The sequence below is a fragment of the Mycobacterium yunnanensis genome (assembly GCF_025823185.1).
Taxonomy (GTDB): domain Bacteria; phylum Actinomycetota; class Actinomycetes; order Mycobacteriales; family Mycobacteriaceae; genus Mycobacterium; species Mycobacterium yunnanensis.
On record NZ_JACKVK010000013.1, the window covers coordinates 162,175 to 181,648 of the forward strand.

Sequence of the window (19,474 nt, forward strand, 5' to 3'; positions counted from 1 at the left end):
GAGCGGCTCAGCCCCGCAGCATCTCCGCGACCAAGAACGCCAACTCGAGGGACTGCTGGGTGTTCAGCCGCGGGTCGCACGCCGTCTCGTAGCGGCCGGCCAGGTCGGAGTCCGAGATGTCCTGCGCGCCACCGAGGCACTCGGTGACGTTCTCACCGGTGATCTCGACGTGGATGCCGCCGGGGTGAGTGCCCAGCCCATGGTGTACCTCGAAGAAGCCCTGCACCTCGTCGACGATGCGGTCGAAGTGCCGGGTCTTGTAGCCGGTCGAGGACTCGTGGGTGTTGCCGTGCATCGGGTCGCACTGCCAGATCACCTGACGCCCGGTGGCCTGCACCTTCTCGATGATCGGCGGCAGCAGATCGCGCACCTTGCCGTTGCCCATCCGGCTGACCAGCGTCAGGCGGCCGGGCTGGTTGTGCGGATCGAGCCGCTCGACGTATTCGACGGCCAGCTCGGGCGGCGTCGTCGGCCCGATCTTGACCCCGATGGGGTTGGAGATCGTCTCGACGAACCCGATGTGCGCGCCGTCGAGCTGGCGGGTGCGGTCACCGATCCAGACGTAGTGCGCAGACAGGTCGTAGAGCCGCGGTTCTGGTGCCTCGGCCGGGAACTCGTTGGACAGCCGCAGCATCGCCCGCTCGTAGTCGAGCACCAGTGCCTCGTGGCTGGCGTAGATCTCGGCGGTCTGCAGGTTGATGTCGTTCACGCCGCACGCGCTCATGAAGCGCAACGCGCGGTCGATCTCGGCGGCCAGCGCCTCGTACCGCGCGCCCGCCGGGGAGGTACGGACGAATTCGCGGTTCCAGTCGTGCACCGACTCGAGCGACGCCAACCCCGACGACGTCATGGCACGCACCAGGTTCATCGCGGCGCTGGCGTTGGCGTAGGCGCGCACCAGCCGCGACGCGTCGTGGTCGCGCACCGAGGCGTCGGGGGCGAAACCGTTGACCATGTCCCCGCGGTAGGACTTCAGGCCCAGCGCGTCGACGTCGGACGAGCGCGGCTTGGCGTACTGACCGGCGATGCGGGCAACCTTGACCACCGGCATGCTGGCGCCGTAGGTCAGCACCACGGCCATCTGCAGCAGGGTGCGGATGTTGGCGCGGATGTGCGGTTCGGTGTTGTCGACGAACGTCTCGGCGCAGTCGCCGCCCTGCAGCAGGAACGCCTCGCCCCGCGCGACGTCGGCCAGGTGCCCCTTGAGGCGTTCGATCTCCGAGGGCACGGTCACCGGCGGCACGCTCTCCAGCACGGTCCGCATGGCCTTGGCCTGGTCGGCGGGCCAGCTCGGTTGTTGCGCCGCTGGCTTGGCGAGGGCGGCGTCGAGCCTCTCGCGAAGGTCACTCGACAGCGGCGGGAGCTCCGGCAGCTGGTCGATGGGCACGTCGACTGTCCAGTTCACCCGTCCATGGTAACCGCGCGCCGATGCTCATCCTGCATCCCGGTCCCGCCCATAGCCGCAGTTCAGGAGCGTGCGGCCCAGGACCCGTCATCGTCGTCGTCGCCGCCGGCAAGGCTGGTGACGAGCCGGAACCGGGTCAGGTTGTGCCGGGCGTCGACCAGCGCGTCGTGGGTGTCTCTCGGTCGCGGCGGCATTCTCGGCGAACCGCGGTCCTCCCAGAACTGCCGCAGCTCCCTGGTGAACCGCGGGATGGCGGGCGGCAGGTCGGTCATCGGCCCCCACAGCTGGCACAGCGCGACGTGGTCGTAGGCGGCCACCCACGCCCACAACTCGATGGTGTCGTCGCCGTCGATGTCGAAGAAGTCCTCGAGGTCCGACCGGATCTCGCGCCGGGACTTCCACGACTTCGACGAGGGCGACGGCAGCTTCGGCAACACGTGCTTGCGCACCCAGGCCCCGGCGCGATGGGGGTCGAATTCCGTTGAGATGGCGTAGTATTCGCGACCGTCCTCGGCGGCCACCCCGATCGAGATCAGCTCGATGGTGCGACCGTCGTCGATGAATTCGGTGTCGTAGAAGTAGCGCATCAGGCGGCGTCCGTCTCGGGAGCTGGGGTCGGGGCGGGAGCCGGGTGGATCTCCCGGTCGAGCTGGGCGTCGACCTCGAGCTCGTCCGGGAAGTGCGGCTCGCCGGCGATGACGTGTTGGAGCCAGAGCTTGGCCGAGACGACCGGCCGGCGCAGCCGCCGCTCTCGCTCCAGTGAGCGATGCATGCGGCGCGGGCGGGCGCCGTAGCGCCACCGGGCCCACGGTGCGTGCGGGCGCGAGACCCGGATCGCCCCGACGATCAGCAACGGCGTGATGAACATGCCCACCAGACCCGTCCAGACCTTGCCCTTGAGCAGCACCACGACCGCGAGCGCCAGGGTGATGAGCGCAATGCCGATCACGGTCGCGCGGGCCAGCAACGTCTGATCCTCGCGCCAGATGTCGATGTCGAAGAACGACAGCGGGTTGAACCCCAGGATGAGCAGACCGGCGACGGCGACCGCGGCGAACACCGCGTCCACCGAGGCCCGGCCGTCCTCGGACCAGTACACGTCCTGCAGATGAAGGATCAGCGCGAACTCGTCGAGCACGAGCGCCGCGCCGATGCCGAACCCGATCGCGGCGACGGTGAATTCGGGGACGCCGCCGTCGACGGCGAGGGTCACCATCGTCACCCCCGAGACCATGACCAGGATCACACCGATGACGACGTGATGGATGTGAGTCGACCCGTGCCCCATGTTGCGGGGTTGCCACCACTTGGGCGGGGTGTCGTTGTTCGCGTTGTGTCGGATGTAGCGGACGATCGTGCGCGTCACCAGGAACGTCAGCAAGAAGGCGATCAGACACCACATCAGGGGTTGCCGACCCGGGGGGATCCCCAAGTCCAGCCCGAAGTCGAACTTCCAATCGTCGAACACGCGCAAAACTTACGCCGACCTGCGCGCGTCGCGGACCGGATGGTCCCCGACGCGCCGAGTGCCACCGATACTCTTGTCCGCGACATGAGAATTCGGCAGCTCCTCGGCGGATCACCAGGTCTGCCCGCGCCATGGGCAGGCGCGGCGTGGCGGCTGTTTCAGCTGCTCACCATCGCAGTGGTGGTCTGGGCGGGATGGCGGCTGCTGGCCGTGACCCCATATCGCATCGACATCGACGTCTACCGCATGGGCGGCCGGGCGTGGTTGGACGGCACCCCGCTCTACCGCGACGGCGTGTTGTTCCACACCGGCGCCGGTCTCGACCTGCCGTTCACCTACCCGCCGCTAGCCGCCGCGGTGTTCGCTCCGTTCGCGATGCTGTCCCTCAACGCGGCCAGCGCGACCATCACCGCCATCACGATCGTGCTGTTGGTGGTGACCACCACGATCGTGCTGACCCGGCTCGGAGTGTGGGACGTCTCCGCGACCGTCGCGGGCCCGGCCTGGCAGCGGCGGGTCTGGCTGGCCGCGGCCGTGGTGGCCCCGGCCGCGGTCTACCTGGAGCCCATCCGGTCGAACTTCGAGTTCGGTCAGATCAACGTGGTGCTGATGACCCTGGTCATCGCGGACTGCGCACCGCGGAAGACGCCGTGGCCGCGCGGCCTGCTGCTCGGCGTGGCCATCGCGTTGAAGCTGACGCCTGCGGTGTTCCTGCTCTACTTCCTGCTGCGTCGCGACACCCGCGCGCTGCTGACGTCCATGGCCTCGGCCGCCCTGGCCACGGCTCTCGGAGGTGCGCTGGCGCCGCGGGATTCGTGGCAGTACTGGACGCAGACCGTGCGCGACACCGACCGCATCGGCACCGCCACCTATCTGACCAACCAGAACATCGCGGGCACGCTGGCCCGCCTGGGCATCGCCGAGACGCCGCGCTTCGTCATCTGGCTGGTGGCCTGCTTCGCGGTGCTGGGCCTGACGGTGTGGGCGGTGCGCCGCGTGCTGCGGAACGGTTCGCTGCGCGCCGGCGATCAGGCCGTGCTGGCGTTGACGTGCGTGGCGATGTTCGGATTGGTCGTGTCGCCGGTGTCGTGGTCACACCACTGGGTGTGGGCGCTGCCGGCGATCCTGGCCACGGCCGTGCTTGCGGTGCGCTACCGCAACGCGGCCATGGGCGTGATCAGCGTCGCCGGGGTGTGCCTGACGTACTTCGTGCCGATCCATCTGATGGTCGAACACGAGGAGACATCGGCCGCGCTGTGGCGGCAGCTGCTCGGCGGGTCCTACGTGTGGTGGGCGCTGGCGCTGATCGCCGTGGCCGGGGCGGTGACGCTACGGGAGCGCGAGGGATCGGGCGCGAACGCCGACGTCTCGCCGGCGCACGCCGTCTAGCCTGCTGCGGACGTGGGCATCCGGGCCGGCGGCGGTCCGTCGGACCCACCAGCGCCGCCTTCGAGGGCGACCTTGACGTCGGCGGCGTAGAGGTCGACGTACTCCTGACCCGACATCTGCATCAGCTCGTACATCACCTCGTCGATGACGGCGCGCTCGATGAACCGGTTGCCCGCCAGCCCCTCGAATCGGGAGAAGTCCAGGGGCTTGCCGAAGCGGACCTCGACCCGGCCGAAGTGCCACATCTTGGATCCGGGCGGGTTGACGTCGTCGGTGCCGACCATCGCCACCGGGATGACGGGGACGCCGGTCTCCAGCGCCAGCCGGGCGATGCCGGTCTTGCCCTTGTACAGCCGGCCGTCGGGCGAGCGGGTGCCCTCGGGGTACATGCCGAGGACCTTGCCCTCGCCGAGGATGCGCGTGGCGGTGGTCAGCGCGGCCAACGCGGCGTCGGCGTCGGTGCGGTCGATGGGCACCTGACCGGCGGCGGTGTAGAACCAGCGGGTCAAGCGGCCCTTGATGCCGGTGCCGGTGAAGTACTCGGACTTGGCCAGGTAGGTGATGCGGCGTCGCACCACCAGGCACTTGTAGAAGCTGTCGGCGACGGCGAGGTGGTTACTGGCGAGGATGACGGCGCCGCGGTCCGGAACATTCTCCAGCCCAACGACTTTGGGGCGGCCGAGCATCTGCAGCAGCGGCCCCATGAAGACGTACTTGAAGAGCCAATACCACATTGAGCCTCCCGCATGCGGCGCCCGGACGGTGCCCTAGGACACAACTCTACCCAGTATCCGGTCAGTCCTCGACGCTGACGGGGATGTGTTGATAGTGGCCCGGGCCCGACGGCGCCGGACCACCATCCGGGTCGGGGCGCGGCGCGGGGCCATCCGGCCCCGGATCGCCCGGATTGGACTCGCCCATGGCGTCGGTCATCGCGCGGACCACCGACAGCAGCGCCACGCTGTGTTCGGCGATCACGTTGAGCATGGGGTGCTGCTCCCCGGCGACCAGCGCGGCCAGCGCGCAGACCGGGCACCACACCTGCTGGCACTGCCCCGGGCTCCCGGTGGTGGCGCGGGCGGCGGCCATTCTGACGGCGGGGTCGAGCCGGTCGAGGATCGTCTGTGCCAGGCGGCGAAGCTCTGGGGCGAGGTCGGCGTGGAAGTCACTCATGCCGGCCACACCTCCGGGTTCGGTCGAAAGCGCACCGTGAGTTCACCGCCGCGCAGGTGCGCGTCCAGCACGGTGCATCTCCGCAACACGGACGCCAACCTCACTCGGCGACGCATACCACCGGCGCCGATGATCAGGTCGTCGTCGACCCGTCCGAGCGTCAGCGAGCGCGGGTCGACCTGCGGCAACTCTAGTCGCATCCGATAGACGGCATCGAGCCCGGAGCCGGATTCGCGGTCGACCACCGGCCGCGCGGGCGCCGGTGGCGGCGAACCGTCGCGGCGCCGGGCCGCGTCGAGAAGCTCGCCGAGCGCCTTGGGTCCGATCGGCTCCCCCGCCAGATGTGGCACCAGCACCAGGGTGACGTCGCCGATGGCGGCGTCCAGCTCGTCGAGGACGTGGCGCTGTTCGGCGATGCGCTCGGTGTACCAGTCGAAGGCCGGATGCTCGGGCAGGTTCCGGTACTCGAACGAGTCATCTTGCAGGAGAACCTGATTGACGATGAGCTCGCAGACGGCGACGCCCATCAGCGACAGCGACCCGATCGTGCGGGCGGCCTCAGCGGCCACCACCCGCTCGGGGGTGAGGACGAGGTGGGCGCTCACCCGGGCGGCGTCGGTGAGCAGTTCACCGAGGCGCTCGGTGCCGTTGGCGATGCCCTCGACGAGGTCGACGACGGCAGCCGAGGTCGCCTCGTCCCCCAGTGACAGCCTGCGGTGGCGCGGCCACGCCCGCTCGAGGTACAGCGCGAACGTCGCGGGCAGCGTCAACATCCGCATCGCATCGGCGGTCGAGGCGCAGTCGACGATCACGTGGTCCCACTCATCGGAGGCCGCCAACTCGGCAACCTCGTCGAGACCAAGCACCTCCTGAATGCCGGGCAACGCCGAAAGCTCCTCGGGCGCAACCTCACCCAGATCCGATTCGGGAAAGCGGGCCGCGAGCACCCCGGCCACCTGCCGCCACCGCCGCTCGAGCAGGGCGAGGGTGTCCAGGGCGAGGACGTCCAGCGAGCCGCCGGCGCCACCGTCGGCGTCGAGATCGGCGAGCACGCGGGTCGGCCGGCGCTCACCCGTCGGCGTCACCTCGATGCCGAGGACGTCACCGGTGGAGTGTGCCTGATCGGTCGAGACCACCAGCACGCGCTGGCCGCTGCGCGCGTCGCGGACCGCGGCGGCGGTCGCCAGGGTCGACTTGCCGACGCCGCCCTTGCCGACGAAGAGACTGATCCTGGTGCTGCCTGCCGCGGAGCGTCCGCCGGGCCCGCTGGTCTCAGTCAGCCTCGACTCGTTTCTTGAGATCCTTCAGTGCGGTGTCGGTGAGACGGCGTTCTGCCTTGCGCTTGAGCAACCCGATCATCGGGATGACCAGGTCGACGGACAATTCGTAGGTGACGTCGGTGCCGGAACCCTTGGGCGTCAACAGGTATGCGCCGTCGAGGGCGCGCAGCAGCGAACTCGACACCAGTGACCACCGCACCGACGCGCGATCGGCCGGCCACGTGTAGGCCAGCACCATGGTGTCCTTGAGCACAGCGGCGTCGAGCACCAAGCGCGCCGTCTTCGGGTAGCCCTCGTCGTCGCTCTCGAGGACCTCGGTCTCCTTGTACTCCGCCACCCAGTCGGGGTACGAGCCGATGTCGGCGATGACGTCCATCACCGTCGCAGGCTCGGCGTCGATGTAGATCGTCTGCGCAGTCTTGTCCGCCACGTGTTCACTTCCCCGGGTCGCTAGAGCGCTACTGGACTCACGTCCGTTCGACCCGAAATGTACCCGTACCCGCGACGTGGGTCCTCAATCAACTGCCGGTGCGAGCCGGGACACTCCGACGCCGCGGGACTCCTCGAGCTTCTGCTTGACCTCGAATGCCATCCTCTTGCCTGCCACGCGACGCTGATGATTGGCCTTGGCGAGGTTCATCTTGGCGAGTTGCCACGCCGCGACGCCGGACGGCTCGGCGTGGACGAAGTAGTGCAGGATCACCCCGTCGAAGGACGGCTGGAGCCAGACCTCCATCGTGCCGGTCAGGGCACCGGTGACGGTCCAGCGCTGGCCGGCCGGGCCACGGTCCTCGACCACCGTCAGCCGGAGGTCGGGCCACCACCGTCGCCAACTCGCGGGGTCGGCGACCGCGGCGCCGACGTCGGCCGGGTCCGCGCACACGAAGGTCTCGTCGGCCACTTGGATGCTGTTCATCGCCACCACCTTCACACACGAGCCCGTCGCGACCACCAGGTGGCCGACTAGGCTGCCTACCTGGATAGTCGTCCAAGTATCCGTCCCGCGAGGGGACCCCGTTCGAAAGGGCCACATCGTGCGCGAGTTCAGCGTTCCGGCATCGTTCACCGTCGGCGAGCACGACACCGTGGCCGCCTCCGTCTTCTCCCACGCCGCCGACGATCCGAACCACGTCATCGTCCAACGACTCGTCGACGGATCGTGGACCGACGTCACCTGCGCCCAGGTCGCCGAGCAGGTGCAGGCCACCGCCCGGGGCCTGATCGCCGAGGGCGTGCAGGCCGGCGACCGCGTGGCGATCTTCTCGGCGACCCGCTACGAGTGGGCCATCGCCGACTTCGCCATCCTGTCCATCGGTGCGGTGACGGTGCCGATCTACGAGACCAGCTCCGCCGAACAGGTTCGATTCGTCCTGTCGGACTCCGGTGCGGTCGCGGCGTTCGCCGAGACCGACGAGCACTTTCGCACCATCGAGCAGCTCAAGGCCGAATTGCCCGCCCTGCGACACGTCTACTCCATCGCCGGGTCGGGCCCGGCCGCGCTCGACGAGCTCGCCAGGATCGGCGGCGACGTCGACGCAGGCGCGGTCACGGCGCGCCTCGAGGCCACCCGCTCGGCCGACGTCGCCACGCTGGTCTACACCTCCGGCACCACCGGGCGGCCCAAGGGTTGCCAGCTGACGCATTCCAACCTGCTGCACGAAATGCGCGGCGCCAAGGCGTGTTTCCCGAACCTGCTGACCAAGGGCGAGAAGCTGCTCGTCTTCCTGCCCCTGGCGCACGTGCTGGCCAGGGCCATCACGATCGCGGCCTTCAGCAACAAGGTCACCCTCGGCTTCACCAGCGACGTCAAGAACCTGGTGCCGATCCTCGGGGTGTTCAAGCCGACCCTGGTCGTGTCGGTGCCACGCGTATTCGAGAAGGTCTACAACACCGCCGAGCAGAACGCCCGCGACGGCGGCAAGGACAAGATCTTCGCCGCGGCGGCGACCACCGCCATCGAGTGGAGCCAGGCCAAGGCCTCCGGCAAGCCGGGCGTGCTTCTGAATGCCAAGCACGCCCTCTTCGACCGGCTCGTGTACGGCAAGCTGCGGGCCGCGCTTGGCGGCAACTGCCGCGCCGCGATCTCGGGAGGAGCGCCACTGGGCGCCCGGCTCGGGCATTTCTACCGCGGCGTCGGCGTCACCATCTACGAGGGCTACGGGCTCACCGAGACCAGCGCGGCGATCACCGTCAACCGCGTGGACGACGTGAAAGTCGGCTCGGTCGGAAAGTTGGTGCCCGGCAACTCGATGCGCCTCGGCGACGACGACGAGCTCCTCGTCCGAGGCGGGGTGGTGTTCGGCGGGTACTGGAACAATCCGTCGGAGACCGAAGCCGTCTTCACCGATGACTGGTTCCACACCGGTGATCTCGGGGCGATCGACGACGACGGTTTCCTCACCATCGTCGGCCGCAAGAAGGAGATCATCGTGACCGCGGGCGGCAAGAACGTCGCCCCTGCGCTGCTGGAGGACCGGCTGCGCTCACACCCGCTGATCAGCCAGGCCATGGTCGTCGGCGACGCGCAGCCCTTCATCGCCGCGCTGATCACCGTCGACCCCGAGGCGTTCCCGGGCTGGAAGCAGCGCAACGGCAAGGACGCCTCGGCCACGGTGGGCGACCTCGCCGAGGATCCCGACCTGCTCGCCGAGGTCGACCAGGCCGTCAAGGAGGCCAATCAGGCGGTGTCGCATGCGGAGTCGATCCGCAAGATCCGCATCCTGCCCGTCGACTTCACCGAGGACACCGGTGAATTGACCCCGACGATGAAGGTCAAGCGCAAGGTGGTCGCCGAGAAGTTCGCCGCCGACATCGACGCCCTGTACGCGAAATAGGCACTAGCCGGTCAGCAGCTCCGAGAGCCGACGCGCCTTGGTTCGCCACTGCCATTCGTCGACGACCCAGTGTCGGCCGGCTCGGCCCATCTCGGCGGCACGGTCGGGATCGGACAGCAGGTCACCGACGGCGGCGGCGATCGAGCCGACGTCCCAGCCGTCGACCACGAGGCCGGTCGTGCCGTCGAGCACCGACTCAGGGGCGCCGCCGGAATCACCGGCGACCACCGGTACACCCGTCGCCGAGGCCTCCAGGTAGACGATGCCGAGCCCTTCGACGTCGAGACCCGAGCCGCGGGTGCGGCACGGCATCGCGAACACGTCGGCCATCGCGTGGTGCGCGGGCAGCTCTTCGGCGGGTACGCCGCCGGTGAACACCACGTCCTCGACGACGCCGAAGGTTCGCGTCAACCGTTGAAGCTCGGCAAGGTGTGGCCCGCCCCCGACGACGACGAGCTTGGTTCCCGGCACGCGCTCGCGTATCGCGGGCAGCCCGCGGATCAGCATGTCCTGGCCCTTGCGTGGCACCAGCCGCGACACGCACACCACCACCGGCCCGTCGCCGAGGCCGTAGCGCGCCCGCATCGTCGCCCTGGCCACGGGGTCGCGGGCGAACCGGTCGACGTCGACGCCCGGTGACAGCCGCTCCAGTGCGGCGTGGGGACCAAACGCCGCCGCGAACCGGCGCCGGGTGTACTGGCTGATATAGGTGACCACGTCGGCGTCGTTGCCGATGCGGCGCAACGCCGTTCGCGCCACCGGCAGCATGGACCAGCCCACCTCGTGGCCGTGGGTGCAGGCGATCACTCGCTTCGCCCCGGCGCGACGCGCCAGCGGAGAGAGCAGCGCCAGCGGTGCGGCGGCGCCGAACCAGACCGCGTCGACCTCGCGGTCGGCGACGAGCCTGGTCATCCGGCGGGCCACCGACGGTTCCGGGACCATCAGCGTCGTCGGGTGGCGGACGATCTCGAACGGGGCGGCCCTGTCGTACTCCTGTGCGCCCTTCCACGTCGGCGCGTAGACGGTGACGGTGTGCTCGCCGGCGGTGACCAGTTCGGCGACCAGGTTCTCCAGATAGGACTGGATGCCTCCCCGCCGCGGCGGGAAGTCGTTGGTCACCAGCAGGACGTTGGCCACCGTGCTCCTCGCGTCGGTGCGGTCACGTCCGCCTATCCACCGAGCCAGGCGCGCCACGAGGCGAGCACCTGTGGCGGGTCGGCACCGAGCACCCGTTTGATCGCCGTGGCCTGGTCGGGGTGGCCCGGCCCGCACGCGGTGACGTAGAGCGTGCGCAGCGTCTCGGCGCCGTAGCGGCTGGCGACGAACCGGCTGAACCACCACGCCTTGTCGTAGGCCAGCGATCGCACTGCACCGGCGGTGTCGAGGTCCGCGTCCGAGGGCAGGTGGGCGAGGAGGTCGGCGGTCTGCCGGTTGGGCATCGCGGTCGGCGGTCGGCCCACGAAGTCGGCGACGCCCTCGGTCAGCCAGCGTGGCGCGTCGACGGCGGTGCGGCTGCGCGCGGCGTAGTGGAAGAGTTCGTGACGCAACACGATTCGAAGCGACGCGTCGCTCATCGAGCTGGCACCGGGGGCGAACACGATGCGTTGCGCGGTCGTGGCGGCGGCGATGTCGGGTTCCCCGGCGGCCAAGGCCCTGAATTCCTCGTCGGTGCGGGTCAGCACGACGACGATGTTGCGCGGCCACTGGTCGCCCCAGAAGGCGGTGACGGCGTCCGCGGCGCCGTCGAGCTCACCCCAGACCCGACCCTCCAGGTCGGCGGTGTCGGCACCCCCGAGTGACATCAGCGAGACCGTTCGGCCGTCCCGCAGCACGAGGGGGTCCGACGGCGTCGACGGGACGTCGAGGGAGGCATGAGTGGCGGTGGGCGTCGCCGGCGGGTCGGCGTCACCGACGGGTCGGGACACCAGCACCGCGGCGGCGGTCAGCTCGGCCAGCAGCAGCAGGCCGAGGACCGGCTTGCTAGTAACGACGGACGTTGTGGATCGGCGCATTGTCCATCGGAGCCACCCTCACCGGAGTGCCGTAGGTCGAGGCGTGCACCATCATTCCGTTGCCGATGTAGATGCCGACGTGCGAGGCGTCCGAGTAGTACGTGATGAGGTCACCCGGCTGCATCTGGTCCATCGACACCGGCTGGCCGCCCTGGGCCAGCGCTTGACTCGAGTGCGGCAGGTTGACCCCGGCCTGACCGAAGGCCCACATCACCAGACCGGAGCAGTCGAAGGCGCTGGGCCCAGCGGCACCCCACGAGTAGGGCGAACCGATGCGGGTGAGCGCGGCTTGCACGGCGACCATGCCCTCGCCCTCGGCGGGCGCGGCAGGCGGTGCGGCGTCGGGCGGCGGAGCCAGGTCGCCGGGGTTGATGCCGTCGGGTGCGGACGCGAGCACGTCCGGCGGGGGCGGTGGGGCGGCGGCCGGGAGCGGCGGGGCCGGCGGGATGGCCGCCAGAGCCTCGCGCTGGGCGGGGGTCAGCGCGGTGTACTGCGACTTGACGATCGCCATTTGAATCTGGAGTTTGCTTTGCTTGGATTGCAAGTCGGCGCGCACTGCTGCGGCCTGCTCGGCAGCGGTCTTGGCGTCGGCGGCCGACTTTGCCGACTCGACTTCGGCATTGGTGGCCGCCACGGTGCCGGACTTGAAGTTCTGCATCTGAGCCGACATCTCGGTGGCCATCACCCGCTGCACGGCGAGCTGGTCGATCAGGCCCTGCGGCGAGTTGGCGGTCAGCATGGCGTCCAAGCCGGCGGTGCGACCACCCATGTACTGGGCTGCAGCAACTCGGTCGACGGAGTTCTGGAAGGTTGCCAGCTGCGCCTTCGCGGCGTCGACGGCGGCGACGTCGGCCGCGTGCTTCTGGTCGGCAGCCTGTTGCGCCGCAAGCTTGTTGCCCAGGTCCAGCTCGGCGCTGTGCATCGCCTCGGTGGTCTGCTCGGCTTGGCGCGACAGCTCGTTCAGCTTTGCCAGCGCGTCGGCGGCGGGATCGGCGTGCGAACTACCCGCCAGCGCTCCGCCGAAGACCACCACCCCTGCTAGCGCGCCGATCATCGGTCGCCGAAGTACACGTGCGCTTCGGTGCATGGCGTAAAACCTCAAGATTTCGCGTCCTTCAAACTGCCGTTAGCGAGCCGCTCGAACTGCGTTAGGTCTCGGATAGGTTACGAAACGGCATCGGGGTTGTCCAACAGAGGACGCAAATTTAACAGGGATCGCGGGAATATTTCGCTGCCCGCGACTCCTGAGGCCGTCACGCGACCCCGTCGGCGCGCCTCCGGTGAATCGGTACCAACCGTAGCCGAGGCGCCAATCCGGCGTCTGCGAGGACTTCGAGCGCTTGGCGTTCGTCGGCCAGCAACGTGTCGGGAACACCTAGCAAGACACTGATGACGCAGTCCTTGCAGCCGTGTCCGCGCACCGCGCAGTCGTCGCAGTCGACGTGCAGCGTCCCGGCGTCGGAGTCGGCCGCTCCCAGGTCCAACTCGGGCGGGTTCGGCTCTGGCGGGTTCGGTCCCGCCTCTGGTCGAGTCATGGCCGTTCTCCCTTCCGTCGGGTCATGAGGCGCACGCTAACCACGACCACCGACAAGACCGGCGGACCCGCGAATTACACCGATGTGAGCAGATGTCGGTTGGGCGGCCTACCGTGCCCTGCCATGGAGCAGCTGAGCTTCGGCGACGTCGACGCGACGTTCGGCGACGATGCCGCTGCCCTCACCGAGCTGAACCTGCGGGACACCACCTTCGTCATCGTCGACCTCGAGACCACCGGCAGCCGGGCCAAGGGCGACGAGAACGGCTACGGATTCGACGCCATCACCGAGATCGGCGCGGTCAAGGTGCGCGGCGGCGAGGTGCTCGGCGAGCTCGCCACCCTCGTCGACCCCGGCCGGTCCATCCCGCCGAAGATCGTCGCGCTCACCGGCATCACCACGGCCATGGTCTGCGACGCCCCGAGGATCGACTCGGTGCTGCCCGCGTTCCTGGAGTTCTCCAAGGGCGCGGTCCTCGTCGCCCACAACGCGGGGTTCGACGTCGGGTTCCTCCGCGCCGCCGCCGAGCGACTGCAGCTGCCCTGGCGGCGTCCCCCCGTGCTGTGCACCGTCAAACTGGCCCGCCGCGTGCTGACCCGCGACGAGGCCCCCAGCGTCCGGCTCTCGGCCCTGGCCCAGCTGTTCGGGGCCAGCACCAGGCCCACCCACCGCGCCCTGGACGACGCGCGGGCCACCGTCGACGTGCTGCACGCGCTCATCGAGCGCGTCGGCAACCAGGGCATCCACACGTTCGGCGAGCTGCGGTCCTACCTGCCCGACGTCACCCCCGCGCAGCGCCAAAACCGGCATCTGGCCACGGCGCTGCCGCGTCGACCGGGGGTGTACCTGTTTCGTGGCCCGTCCGACGAGGTGCTCTACGTCGGCACCGCGGTCGACCTGCGGCGTCGCGTGTCGGGGTACTTCAACGGCAGCGATCCGCGCACGCGGATGAAGGAGATGGCGTCGTTGACCACGCGGGTCGACCACGTCGAGTGCGCCCACGAACTGGAGGCCGGGGTACGCGAACTGAGGCTGCTCGCCGCGCACGCCCCGCCGTACAACCGGCGCTCGAAGTTTCCGCACCGGTGGTGGTGGGTGGTGTTGACCGACGAGGCGTTCCCCCGGTTCTCGGTCGTGCGCTCGCCCAAGCACGACCGGGCGATCGGCCCCTTCCGCGTCCGCGCCGACGCCGTCGAGACCGCCGCACTGCTGGCCCGCTCCACCGGCGTCCGGACCTGCACCACCCGGCTGGCCCGTTCGGCACTCCACGGGCCGTCCTGCCCGGAGGTCGAGCTGTCGCCGTGTCCGGCCGGGCGCGGGGTCGCCGCCGACGCCTACGCCGACGGGCCCGCCACGGCGGCCGCGCTCATCGCGGGCACCGACGACGCGGCGCTGCGCGGGGCGGTGGCCCACGTCGCGGCGCTGGCCGAGCGCGGCAAGTACGAGACCGCGGCTCGGCTACGCGATCACACGGCCACGGCCATCGACACCGTCTGGAGGGGCCAGCGGTTGCGGGCCTTGGTCGCGGTCGACGAGCTGGTCGCCGCCAGCCCGGACGGCGCAGGCGGGTGGCATCTCGCGATCGTCCGCAACGGGCAGCTCGCCGCCGCGGGCACCGCACGACGGGGGGTGCCGCCGATGCCGGTCGTCGAGGCCCTCGGCGCCGCGGCCCAGTCGATCCTGCGGGACCCGGCACCGCTGGGCGGCGCGTTGGTCGAGGAGGTGGGACTCGTCGCACGCTGGCTCGCCCAGCCGGGCGTGCGCATCGTGCGAACCGACACCCCCGACGGCGTCGGCTACGCCACCCCGCTCAACGCGGCGGGCCGGCACCTCCGGTGGGCGGCCACGGCGCGCTCGGCCCGGCTCGCGGCCGACCAGGATGAGCGCTCAGAGGTCCTGGGTGAACCGCGCCCAACGCGCGAGCAGGTCTTCGGCCGCGCCGGAGTCGATCGCATCGGCGGCCCGCGCCAGGCCGATCTCCCACGCAGGCACCCATTTGGCGTCGCTGGATAGCCCGGCGTGGGCCACCATCGCACCGGCGGCGTTGAGGATCACCGCATCGCGCACGGCCCCCTTGGCGCCGCCGAACACCTCGCGTACCGACGCCGCGTTGGCTTCGGCGTCGCCACCGGTGAGCTCGTCGAGTTCGGCCCGCTCGAAGCCGAAGGCCCCCGGATCGAACGTCAACCGCTCGACGGTGCCCGCCTGGACGCGCCAGATGGTGCTGGTCGTGGTGGTGGTCAGCTCGTCGAGACCGTCGTCGCCGTGCACGACGAGCACGCTCGAACCACGGGTGGCGAACACGCCGGCCATCACCTCGGCGAGGTCACCCCACGCGCAACCGATGAGACCGGCCCGCGGACCGGCCGGATTGGTCAGCGGCCCCAGCAGGTTGAAGACCGTGGGCACGCCGATCTCGCGGCGCACCGCCGACGCGTGCCGGTAGGACGGATGGAACTGCGGGGCGAAGGCGAACCCGATGCCGACCTCGGCGACGCAGCGCGCCACGTCCTGCGGACTCAGGTCGAGCCGTACGCCAAGGGCTTCGAGGGTGTCCGCACCTCCGGACAGCGACGACGCCGCCCGGTTTCCGTGCTTTACGACGGGCACGCCGCTGGCGGCCACCACGACCGACGCCATCGTCGACAGGTTGACGGTGTTGGCGCCGTCACCGCCGGTGCCGACGACGTCCACCGCAGCCGTGCCGATGACGTCGGTGGGCACGCGGTGGGCGTGCCGCAGCATGGTGTCGGCGAGCTCCTTGACCTCCGCGGAGGTGGGCCCCTTCATCTTCATGGAGACCGCGAACCCGGCGATCTGAGCCGGCGTCGCGGCGCCGGTCATGATCTGGTCCATCGCCCACCCGGCCTGCCCCGCCGCCAGTGCGCGCCGAGTGGTCAGTCGGCCCAGAACCTGCGGCCACGTATGGGAATCTCCAGATGTCACGAAGTGATTATGACCAATGTCGCGACCCGGGTGGAGTTCGACAACTACAAAGCGTCATACTTCATGTTGTGACGAGTGCTGTAGGGACCTCTGGAACCGCGATCACTGCTCGCGTGCATTCGCTGAACCGTCCCAACATGGTAAGTGTTGGCACCATCGTGTGGCTTTCCAGCGAGTTGATGTTCTTTGCTGGGCTGTTCGCGATGTATTTCACCGCACGGGCGCAAGCCGGCGGTGACTGGCCACCGGCCCCCACCGAACTGAACTTGGTTCAGGCGGTGCCCGTGACGCTGGTGCTGATCGCATCGTCGTTCACGTGCCAGATGGGCGTCTTCGCCGCCGAACGCGGTGACGTGTTCGGACTGCGCCGCTGGTATCTGCTGACCTTCGGGATGGGCCTGTTCTTCGTCCTCGGGCAGGGGTACGAGTACTACCACCTGGTCACCCACGGCACGACCATCCCGGGCAGCGCCTACGGGTCGGTGTTCTACCTGGCCACCGGCTTCCACGGGCTGCACGTGATCGGCGGTCTGATCGCCTTCCTGTTCCTGCTGGCGCGCACGCGCATGAGCAAGTTCACGCCGGCCCAGGCCACCGCCGCGATCGTCGTGTCGTACTACTGGCACTTCGTCGACATCGTCTGGATCGCCCTGTTCGCCGTCATCTACTTCGTGCGATAGAGGCAGACGATGAGCGGCACGGACGAGCAGTCTTCACAACGCCCGATGAGAAGGGGATCGATGACCAACAAGTCTCGCCGTCGGTTGCGCCGACGCGTGTCGGGAGCACTTCTGCTTCTGACCGGACTTCTCGTCGCGGGTGGCATCGCCGCCACCCTGACGCCCAAGCCGCAGGTGGCGGTCGCCGACGAGTCGAGCTTGGCGCTGCTGCGCACGGGCAAGCAGCTCTTCGAGACCTCCTGCGTGACGTGCCACGGCGCGAACCTTCAGGGCGTTCCCGACCGCGGACCCAGCCTCATCGGCACGGGTGACGCGGCGGTCTACTTCCAGGTCGGCACCGGCCGCATGCCCGCGATGCGCGGTGAGGCCCAGGCCCCCCGCAAGGCCCCGATCTTCGACCAGCACCAGATCGACGCCCTCGGCGCCTACGTCCAGGCCAACGGCGGCGGTCCCGTCACCCCCCGCGACGCCAACGGCGCCGTGGCCGACGCCGACCTGATCGGCAACGACGTCGCCCGTGGTGGCGACCTGTTCCGGCTCAACTGCGCGTCGTGCCACAACTTCACCGGCAAGGGCGGTGCGCTGTCCTCGGGCAAGTACGCCCCGCCGCTGGACGAGGCCACCCCCGCGCAGATCTACACCGCCATGCTGACCGGCCCGCAGAACATGCCCAAGTTCTCCGATCGCCAGCTCAGCCCGGAGGAGAAGCACGACATCGTCGCCTACGTTCGCCAGGCCACCGAGACGCCCGACCCGGGCGGCTACGGTCTCGGCGGCTTCGGCCCCGCGCCCGAGGGCATGGCGGCCTGGATCATCGGGATGGTCGCCGTCATCGGCGCAGCTATGTGGGTGGGATCTCGCGCATGACCGACAACGTGAACGACGGCCACGGCTCCAAGGCCGACTCCACCGAGGTGAAGGGCACCGACACCTCCGAGCGCGCCGACGTGGCCAACGCTCCCACCGACGCAGAGCTGGCTGCGATGTCGCGCGAGGAGCTCGTCGCCCTCGGTGGCCGGATGGACGGCGTCGAGACGGTCTTCAAGGAGAACCGCTGGCCCATCGAGGGCACCAAGGCCGAGAAGCGCGCCGAGCGCACCGTGGCCTACTGGCTGCTCTTCGGCGGCCTGCTGGGCTTGGCCCTGCTACTGGTGTTCCTGTTCTGGCCGTGGGAGTACCAGCCCTACGGCTCGGCTGGCGAGTTCGTCTACAGCCTGGCCACCCCGCTCTACGGTCTGACGTTCGGCCTGTCGATCCTGGCGATCGGCATCGGCGCAGTGCTGTTCCAGAAGAAGTTCATCCCCGAGGAGATCTCGATCCAGGACCGGCACGACGGCCGCTCCCCCGAGATCGAACGACGTGCCACGGCAGCCAACCTGACCGACGCACTCGAAGGCTCGACCCTGAAGCGCCGCAAGCTGATTGGTCTGTCGCTCGGCATCGGCCTCGGCGCGTTCGGCCTGGGCACCGCGGTCGCGTTCATCGGCGGCATCATCAAGAACCCGTGGAAGCCGGTCGTTCCGACGGCCGAGGGCAAGAAGGCCGTCCTGTGGACCTCGGGGTGGAGCCCCCGCTTCACCGGCGAGACGATCTACCTGGCGCGGGCCACCGGCCAGCCCGGCAGCTCGCCGTTCGTCAAGATGCGTCCCGAGGACATCGACGCCGGCGGCATGGAGACGGTGTTCCCGTGGCGTGAGTCCGACGGCGACGGTTCGACATTCGAGTCGCACGAAAAGCTCAACGAGATCGCGATGGGCGTGCGCAACCCGGTCATGCTGATCCGCATCCGCCCCGAGGACATCTCGCGCGTGGTCAAGCGGCAGGGCCAGGAGAGCTTCAACTTCGGTGACCTGTTCGCCTTCACGAAGGTGTGCTCGCACCTGGGCTGCCCCTCGTCGCTGTACGAGCAGCAGACCTACCGCATCCTCTGCCCCTGCCACCAGTCGCAGTTCGACGCGTTGCACTTCGCGCGTCCGATCTTCGGCCCGGCCGCGCGGGCATTGGCACAGCTCCCGGTGACCATCGACAAGGATGGCTACCTGGTGGCAAACGGTGACTTCATCGAACCCGTCGGACCGGCATTCTGGGAGCGGACGTCATGAGCCCTAAGTTGGCAGAGTTGGCCGCCCATCAGGGCGATGCGATCGATTCGCGGTATCACCCCTCGGCGGCGGTGCGTCGTCAGTTGAACAAGGTCTTCCCGACGCACTGGTCGTTCCTGCTTGGTGAGATCGCGTTGTACAGCTTCATCGTGCTGCTGCTGACCGGTGTGTACCTGACCCTCACCCCTCGGCGGCGGTGCGTCGTCAGTTGAACAAGGTCTTCCCGACGCACTGGTCGTTCCTGCTTGGTGAGATCGCGTTGTACAGCTTCATCGTGCTGCTGCTGACCGGTGTGTACCTGACCCTGTTCTTCGACCCGTCGATGGCCGAGGTCACCTATCACGGGGTGTACCAGCCGCTCAACGGCATTCAGATGTCGCGGGCCTATGANACCGCACTNGACATCTCCTTCGAGGTCCGTGGCGGTCTGTTCGTGCGNCAGGTCCACCANTGGGCGGCGCTGCTGTTCGCGGCGTCGATCATGGTGCACTTGGCGCGGGTGTTCTTCACCGGTGCGTTCCGCCGCCCNCGGGAGGCGAACTGGGTGATCGGGTCGCTGCTGCTGATCTTGGCGATGTTCGAGGGGTACTTCGGGTATTCGCTGCCCGACGATCTGCTCTCCGGGACCGGGTTGCGGGCGGCGTTCTCCT

General features: G+C 69.3%; 19 protein-coding genes and 2 pseudogenes. 8 read left to right on the top strand and 13 right to left on the bottom strand.

What is annotated here, in order from left to right:
* Positions 1 to 7 precede the first annotated feature (7 nt).
* The 3 genes from H7K45_RS24415 to H7K45_RS24425 all read right to left on the bottom strand — a co-directional run bounded on the left by H7K45_RS24415 (position 8) and on the right by H7K45_RS24425 (position 2,807).
* The gene (locus H7K45_RS24415) at positions 8 to 1,405 is read right to left on the bottom strand and encodes a class II 3-deoxy-7-phosphoheptulonate synthase (RefSeq protein ID WP_263998636.1); all 1,398 of its coding nucleotides are present in this window, start codon (positions 1,403 to 1,405) and stop codon (positions 8 to 10) included.
* Positions 1,406 to 1,467: 62 nt separating this feature from the next.
* Positions 1,468 to 1,992: a polyadenylate-specific 3'-exoribonuclease AS gene (locus H7K45_RS24420; protein WP_263998637.1), complete on the bottom strand. Its 525-nt coding sequence runs from the start codon at positions 1,990 to 1,992 to the stop codon at positions 1,468 to 1,470.
* Positions 1,992 to 2,807, bottom strand: coding sequence for a hypothetical protein (locus H7K45_RS24425; protein WP_263999300.1), 816 nt, complete (start codon positions 2,805 to 2,807; stop codon positions 1,992 to 1,994). Before H7K45_RS24425 ends, H7K45_RS24420 begins: the two co-directional genes overlap by 1 nt.
* Before the next feature lie 150 nt (positions 2,808 to 2,957).
* On the opposite strand from H7K45_RS24425, the gene H7K45_RS24430 reads away from it, so the two are divergent.
* A complete protein-coding gene (locus H7K45_RS24430) occupies positions 2,958 to 4,262 on the top strand; it encodes a glycosyltransferase 87 family protein (protein ID WP_263998638.1) in 1,305 nt (434 codons plus the stop codon).
* Here H7K45_RS24430 and H7K45_RS24435 read toward each other — a convergent pair.
* From H7K45_RS24435 to H7K45_RS24455, 5 genes are all read right to left on the bottom strand, one after another.
* Complete coding sequence (locus H7K45_RS24435; protein WP_263998639.1) at positions 4,259 to 4,996, bottom strand: lysophospholipid acyltransferase family protein; 738 nt, start codon at positions 4,994 to 4,996, stop codon at positions 4,259 to 4,261. The genes H7K45_RS24430 and H7K45_RS24435 overlap by 4 nt on opposite strands.
* A gap of 61 nt (positions 4,997 to 5,057) precedes the next feature.
* Positions 5,058 to 5,435 carry a hypothetical protein gene (locus H7K45_RS24440; protein WP_263998640.1) on the bottom strand — a complete coding sequence of 126 codons (378 nt, stop codon included), beginning with the start codon at positions 5,433 to 5,435 and terminating at the stop codon, positions 5,058 to 5,060.
* Entirely contained in the window at positions 5,432 to 6,715 is a 1,284-nt protein-coding gene (locus H7K45_RS24445; protein WP_263999301.1) for an ArsA family ATPase, read from the bottom strand. The genes H7K45_RS24440 and H7K45_RS24445 overlap by 4 nt, the downstream gene beginning before the upstream one ends.
* Positions 6,708 to 7,145, bottom strand: a complete 438-nt coding sequence (locus H7K45_RS24450) for an SRPBCC family protein (protein ID WP_263998641.1) — start codon at positions 7,143 to 7,145, stop codon at positions 6,708 to 6,710. Before H7K45_RS24450 ends, H7K45_RS24445 begins: the two co-directional genes overlap by 8 nt.
* Positions 7,146 to 7,229: 84 nt before the next feature.
* Positions 7,230 to 7,631 (bottom strand): polyketide cyclase / dehydrase and lipid transport, encoded by a 402-nt coding sequence (locus H7K45_RS24455; RefSeq protein WP_263998642.1) that lies wholly within the window; start codon positions 7,629 to 7,631, stop codon positions 7,230 to 7,232.
* 118 nt (positions 7,632 to 7,749) lie between these two features.
* Here H7K45_RS24455 and H7K45_RS24460 point away from each other — a divergent pair, with 118 nt between their 5' ends.
* Positions 7,750 to 9,549 carry an AMP-dependent synthetase/ligase gene (locus H7K45_RS24460; protein WP_263998643.1) on the top strand — a complete coding sequence of 600 codons (1,800 nt, stop codon included), beginning with the start codon at positions 7,750 to 7,752 and terminating at the stop codon, positions 9,547 to 9,549.
* A gap of 3 nt (positions 9,550 to 9,552) precedes the next feature.
* Here H7K45_RS24460 and H7K45_RS24465 read toward each other — a convergent pair whose 3' ends face one another.
* The 4 genes from H7K45_RS24465 to H7K45_RS24480 all read right to left on the bottom strand — a co-directional run bounded on the left by H7K45_RS24465 (position 9,553) and on the right by H7K45_RS24480 (position 13,096).
* Entirely contained in the window at positions 9,553 to 10,686 is a 1,134-nt protein-coding gene (locus tag H7K45_RS24465; RefSeq protein WP_263998644.1) for a glycosyltransferase family 4 protein, read from the bottom strand.
* 32 nt (positions 10,687 to 10,718) lie between these two features.
* Entirely contained in the window at positions 10,719 to 11,561 is an 843-nt protein-coding gene (locus H7K45_RS24470; protein WP_263998645.1) for a DUF4157 domain-containing protein, read from the bottom strand.
* Positions 11,530 to 12,615 carry a peptidoglycan hydrolase RipC gene (ripC, locus tag H7K45_RS24475; protein WP_263998646.1) on the bottom strand — a complete coding sequence of 362 codons (1,086 nt, stop codon included), beginning with the start codon at positions 12,613 to 12,615 and terminating at the stop codon, positions 11,530 to 11,532. The genes H7K45_RS24470 and ripC overlap by 32 nt, the downstream gene beginning before the upstream one ends.
* Before the next feature lie 199 nt (positions 12,616 to 12,814).
* Entirely contained in the window at positions 12,815 to 13,096 is a 282-nt protein-coding gene (locus H7K45_RS24480) for a hypothetical protein (protein ID WP_263998647.1), read from the bottom strand.
* A gap of 123 nt (positions 13,097 to 13,219) precedes the next feature.
* On the opposite strand from H7K45_RS24480, the pseudogene H7K45_RS24485 reads away from it, so the two are divergent.
* Positions 13,220 to 15,046 (top strand): annotated as a pseudogene (locus H7K45_RS24485) (DEDD exonuclease domain-containing protein); the annotation flags it as partial.
* Here H7K45_RS24485 and trpD read toward each other — a convergent pair.
* Positions 14,984 to 16,042, bottom strand: a complete 1,059-nt coding sequence (gene trpD, locus H7K45_RS24490; protein WP_263998648.1) for an anthranilate phosphoribosyltransferase — start codon at positions 16,040 to 16,042, stop codon at positions 14,984 to 14,986. The pseudogene H7K45_RS24485 and the gene trpD overlap by 63 nt on opposite strands.
* A gap of 68 nt (positions 16,043 to 16,110) precedes the next feature.
* On the opposite strand from trpD, the gene ctaE reads away from it, so the two are divergent.
* From ctaE to H7K45_RS24515, 5 genes and pseudogenes are all read left to right on the top strand, one after another.
* Positions 16,111 to 16,722, top strand: a complete 612-nt coding sequence (gene ctaE / locus H7K45_RS24495; protein ID WP_263998649.1) for an aa3-type cytochrome oxidase subunit III — start codon at positions 16,111 to 16,113, stop codon at positions 16,720 to 16,722.
* Between the two features lie 45 nt (positions 16,723 to 16,767).
* On the top strand, positions 16,768 to 17,589 hold the full coding sequence (gene qcrC, locus H7K45_RS24500; protein ID WP_263999302.1) for a cytochrome bc1 complex diheme cytochrome c subunit: 822 nt from the start codon (positions 16,768 to 16,770) through the stop codon (positions 17,587 to 17,589).
* Positions 17,586 to 18,824: a cytochrome bc1 complex Rieske iron-sulfur subunit gene (qcrA, locus tag H7K45_RS24505; RefSeq protein WP_263998650.1), complete on the top strand. Its 1,239-nt coding sequence runs from the start codon at positions 17,586 to 17,588 to the stop codon at positions 18,822 to 18,824. The genes qcrC and qcrA overlap by 4 nt, the downstream gene beginning before the upstream one ends.
* Positions 18,821 to 19,036 carry a hypothetical protein gene (locus tag H7K45_RS24510; RefSeq protein WP_263998651.1) on the top strand — a complete coding sequence of 72 codons (216 nt, stop codon included), beginning with the start codon at positions 18,821 to 18,823 and terminating at the stop codon, positions 19,034 to 19,036. The genes qcrA and H7K45_RS24510 overlap by 4 nt, the downstream gene beginning before the upstream one ends.
* Positions 19,006 to 19,470: pseudogene (locus H7K45_RS24515) on the top strand (cytochrome b N-terminal domain-containing protein); the annotation flags it as partial. The gene H7K45_RS24510 and the pseudogene H7K45_RS24515, both read left to right, overlap by 31 nt.
* Positions 19,471 to 19,474: the final 4 nt, after the last annotated feature.

Bases quoted from the DNA above. Each gene is read 5' to 3' on its own strand.
- H7K45_RS24420 (WP_263998637.1), bottom strand. From the start codon at position 1,992: ATGCGCTACTTCTACGACACCGAATTCATCGACGACGGTCGCACCATC.
- H7K45_RS24425 (WP_263999300.1), bottom strand. From the start codon at position 2,807: ATGTGGTGTCTGATCGCCTTCTTGCTGACGTTCCTGGTGACGCGCACG.
- H7K45_RS24430 (WP_263998638.1), top strand. From the start codon at position 2,958: ATGAGAATTCGGCAGCTCCTCGGCGGATCACCAGGTCTGCCCGCGCCA.
- H7K45_RS24435 (WP_263998639.1), bottom strand. From the start codon at position 4,996: ATGTGGTATTGGCTCTTCAAGTACGTCTTCATGGGGCCGCTGCTGCAG.
- H7K45_RS24440 (WP_263998640.1), bottom strand. From the start codon at position 5,435: ATGAGTGACTTCCACGCCGACCTCGCCCCAGAGCTTCGCCGCCTGGCA.
- H7K45_RS24455 (WP_263998642.1), bottom strand. From the start codon at position 7,631: ATGAACAGCATCCAAGTGGCCGACGAGACCTTCGTGTGCGCGGACCCG.
- H7K45_RS24470 (WP_263998645.1), bottom strand. From the start codon at position 11,561: ATGCGCCGATCCACAACGTCCGTCGTTACTAGCAAGCCGGTCCTCGGC.
- ripC (WP_263998646.1), bottom strand. From the start codon at position 12,615: ATGATCGGCGCGCTAGCAGGGGTGGTGGTCTTCGGCGGAGCGCTGGCG.
- H7K45_RS24480 (WP_263998647.1), bottom strand. From the start codon at position 13,096: ATGACTCGACCAGAGGCGGGACCGAACCCGCCAGAGCCGAACCCGCCC.
- qcrC (WP_263999302.1), top strand. From the start codon at position 16,768: ATGAGAAGGGGATCGATGACCAACAAGTCTCGCCGTCGGTTGCGCCGA.
- qcrA (WP_263998650.1), top strand. From the start codon at position 17,586: ATGACCGACAACGTGAACGACGGCCACGGCTCCAAGGCCGACTCCACC.
- H7K45_RS24510 (WP_263998651.1), top strand. From the start codon at position 18,821: ATGAGCCCTAAGTTGGCAGAGTTGGCCGCCCATCAGGGCGATGCGATC.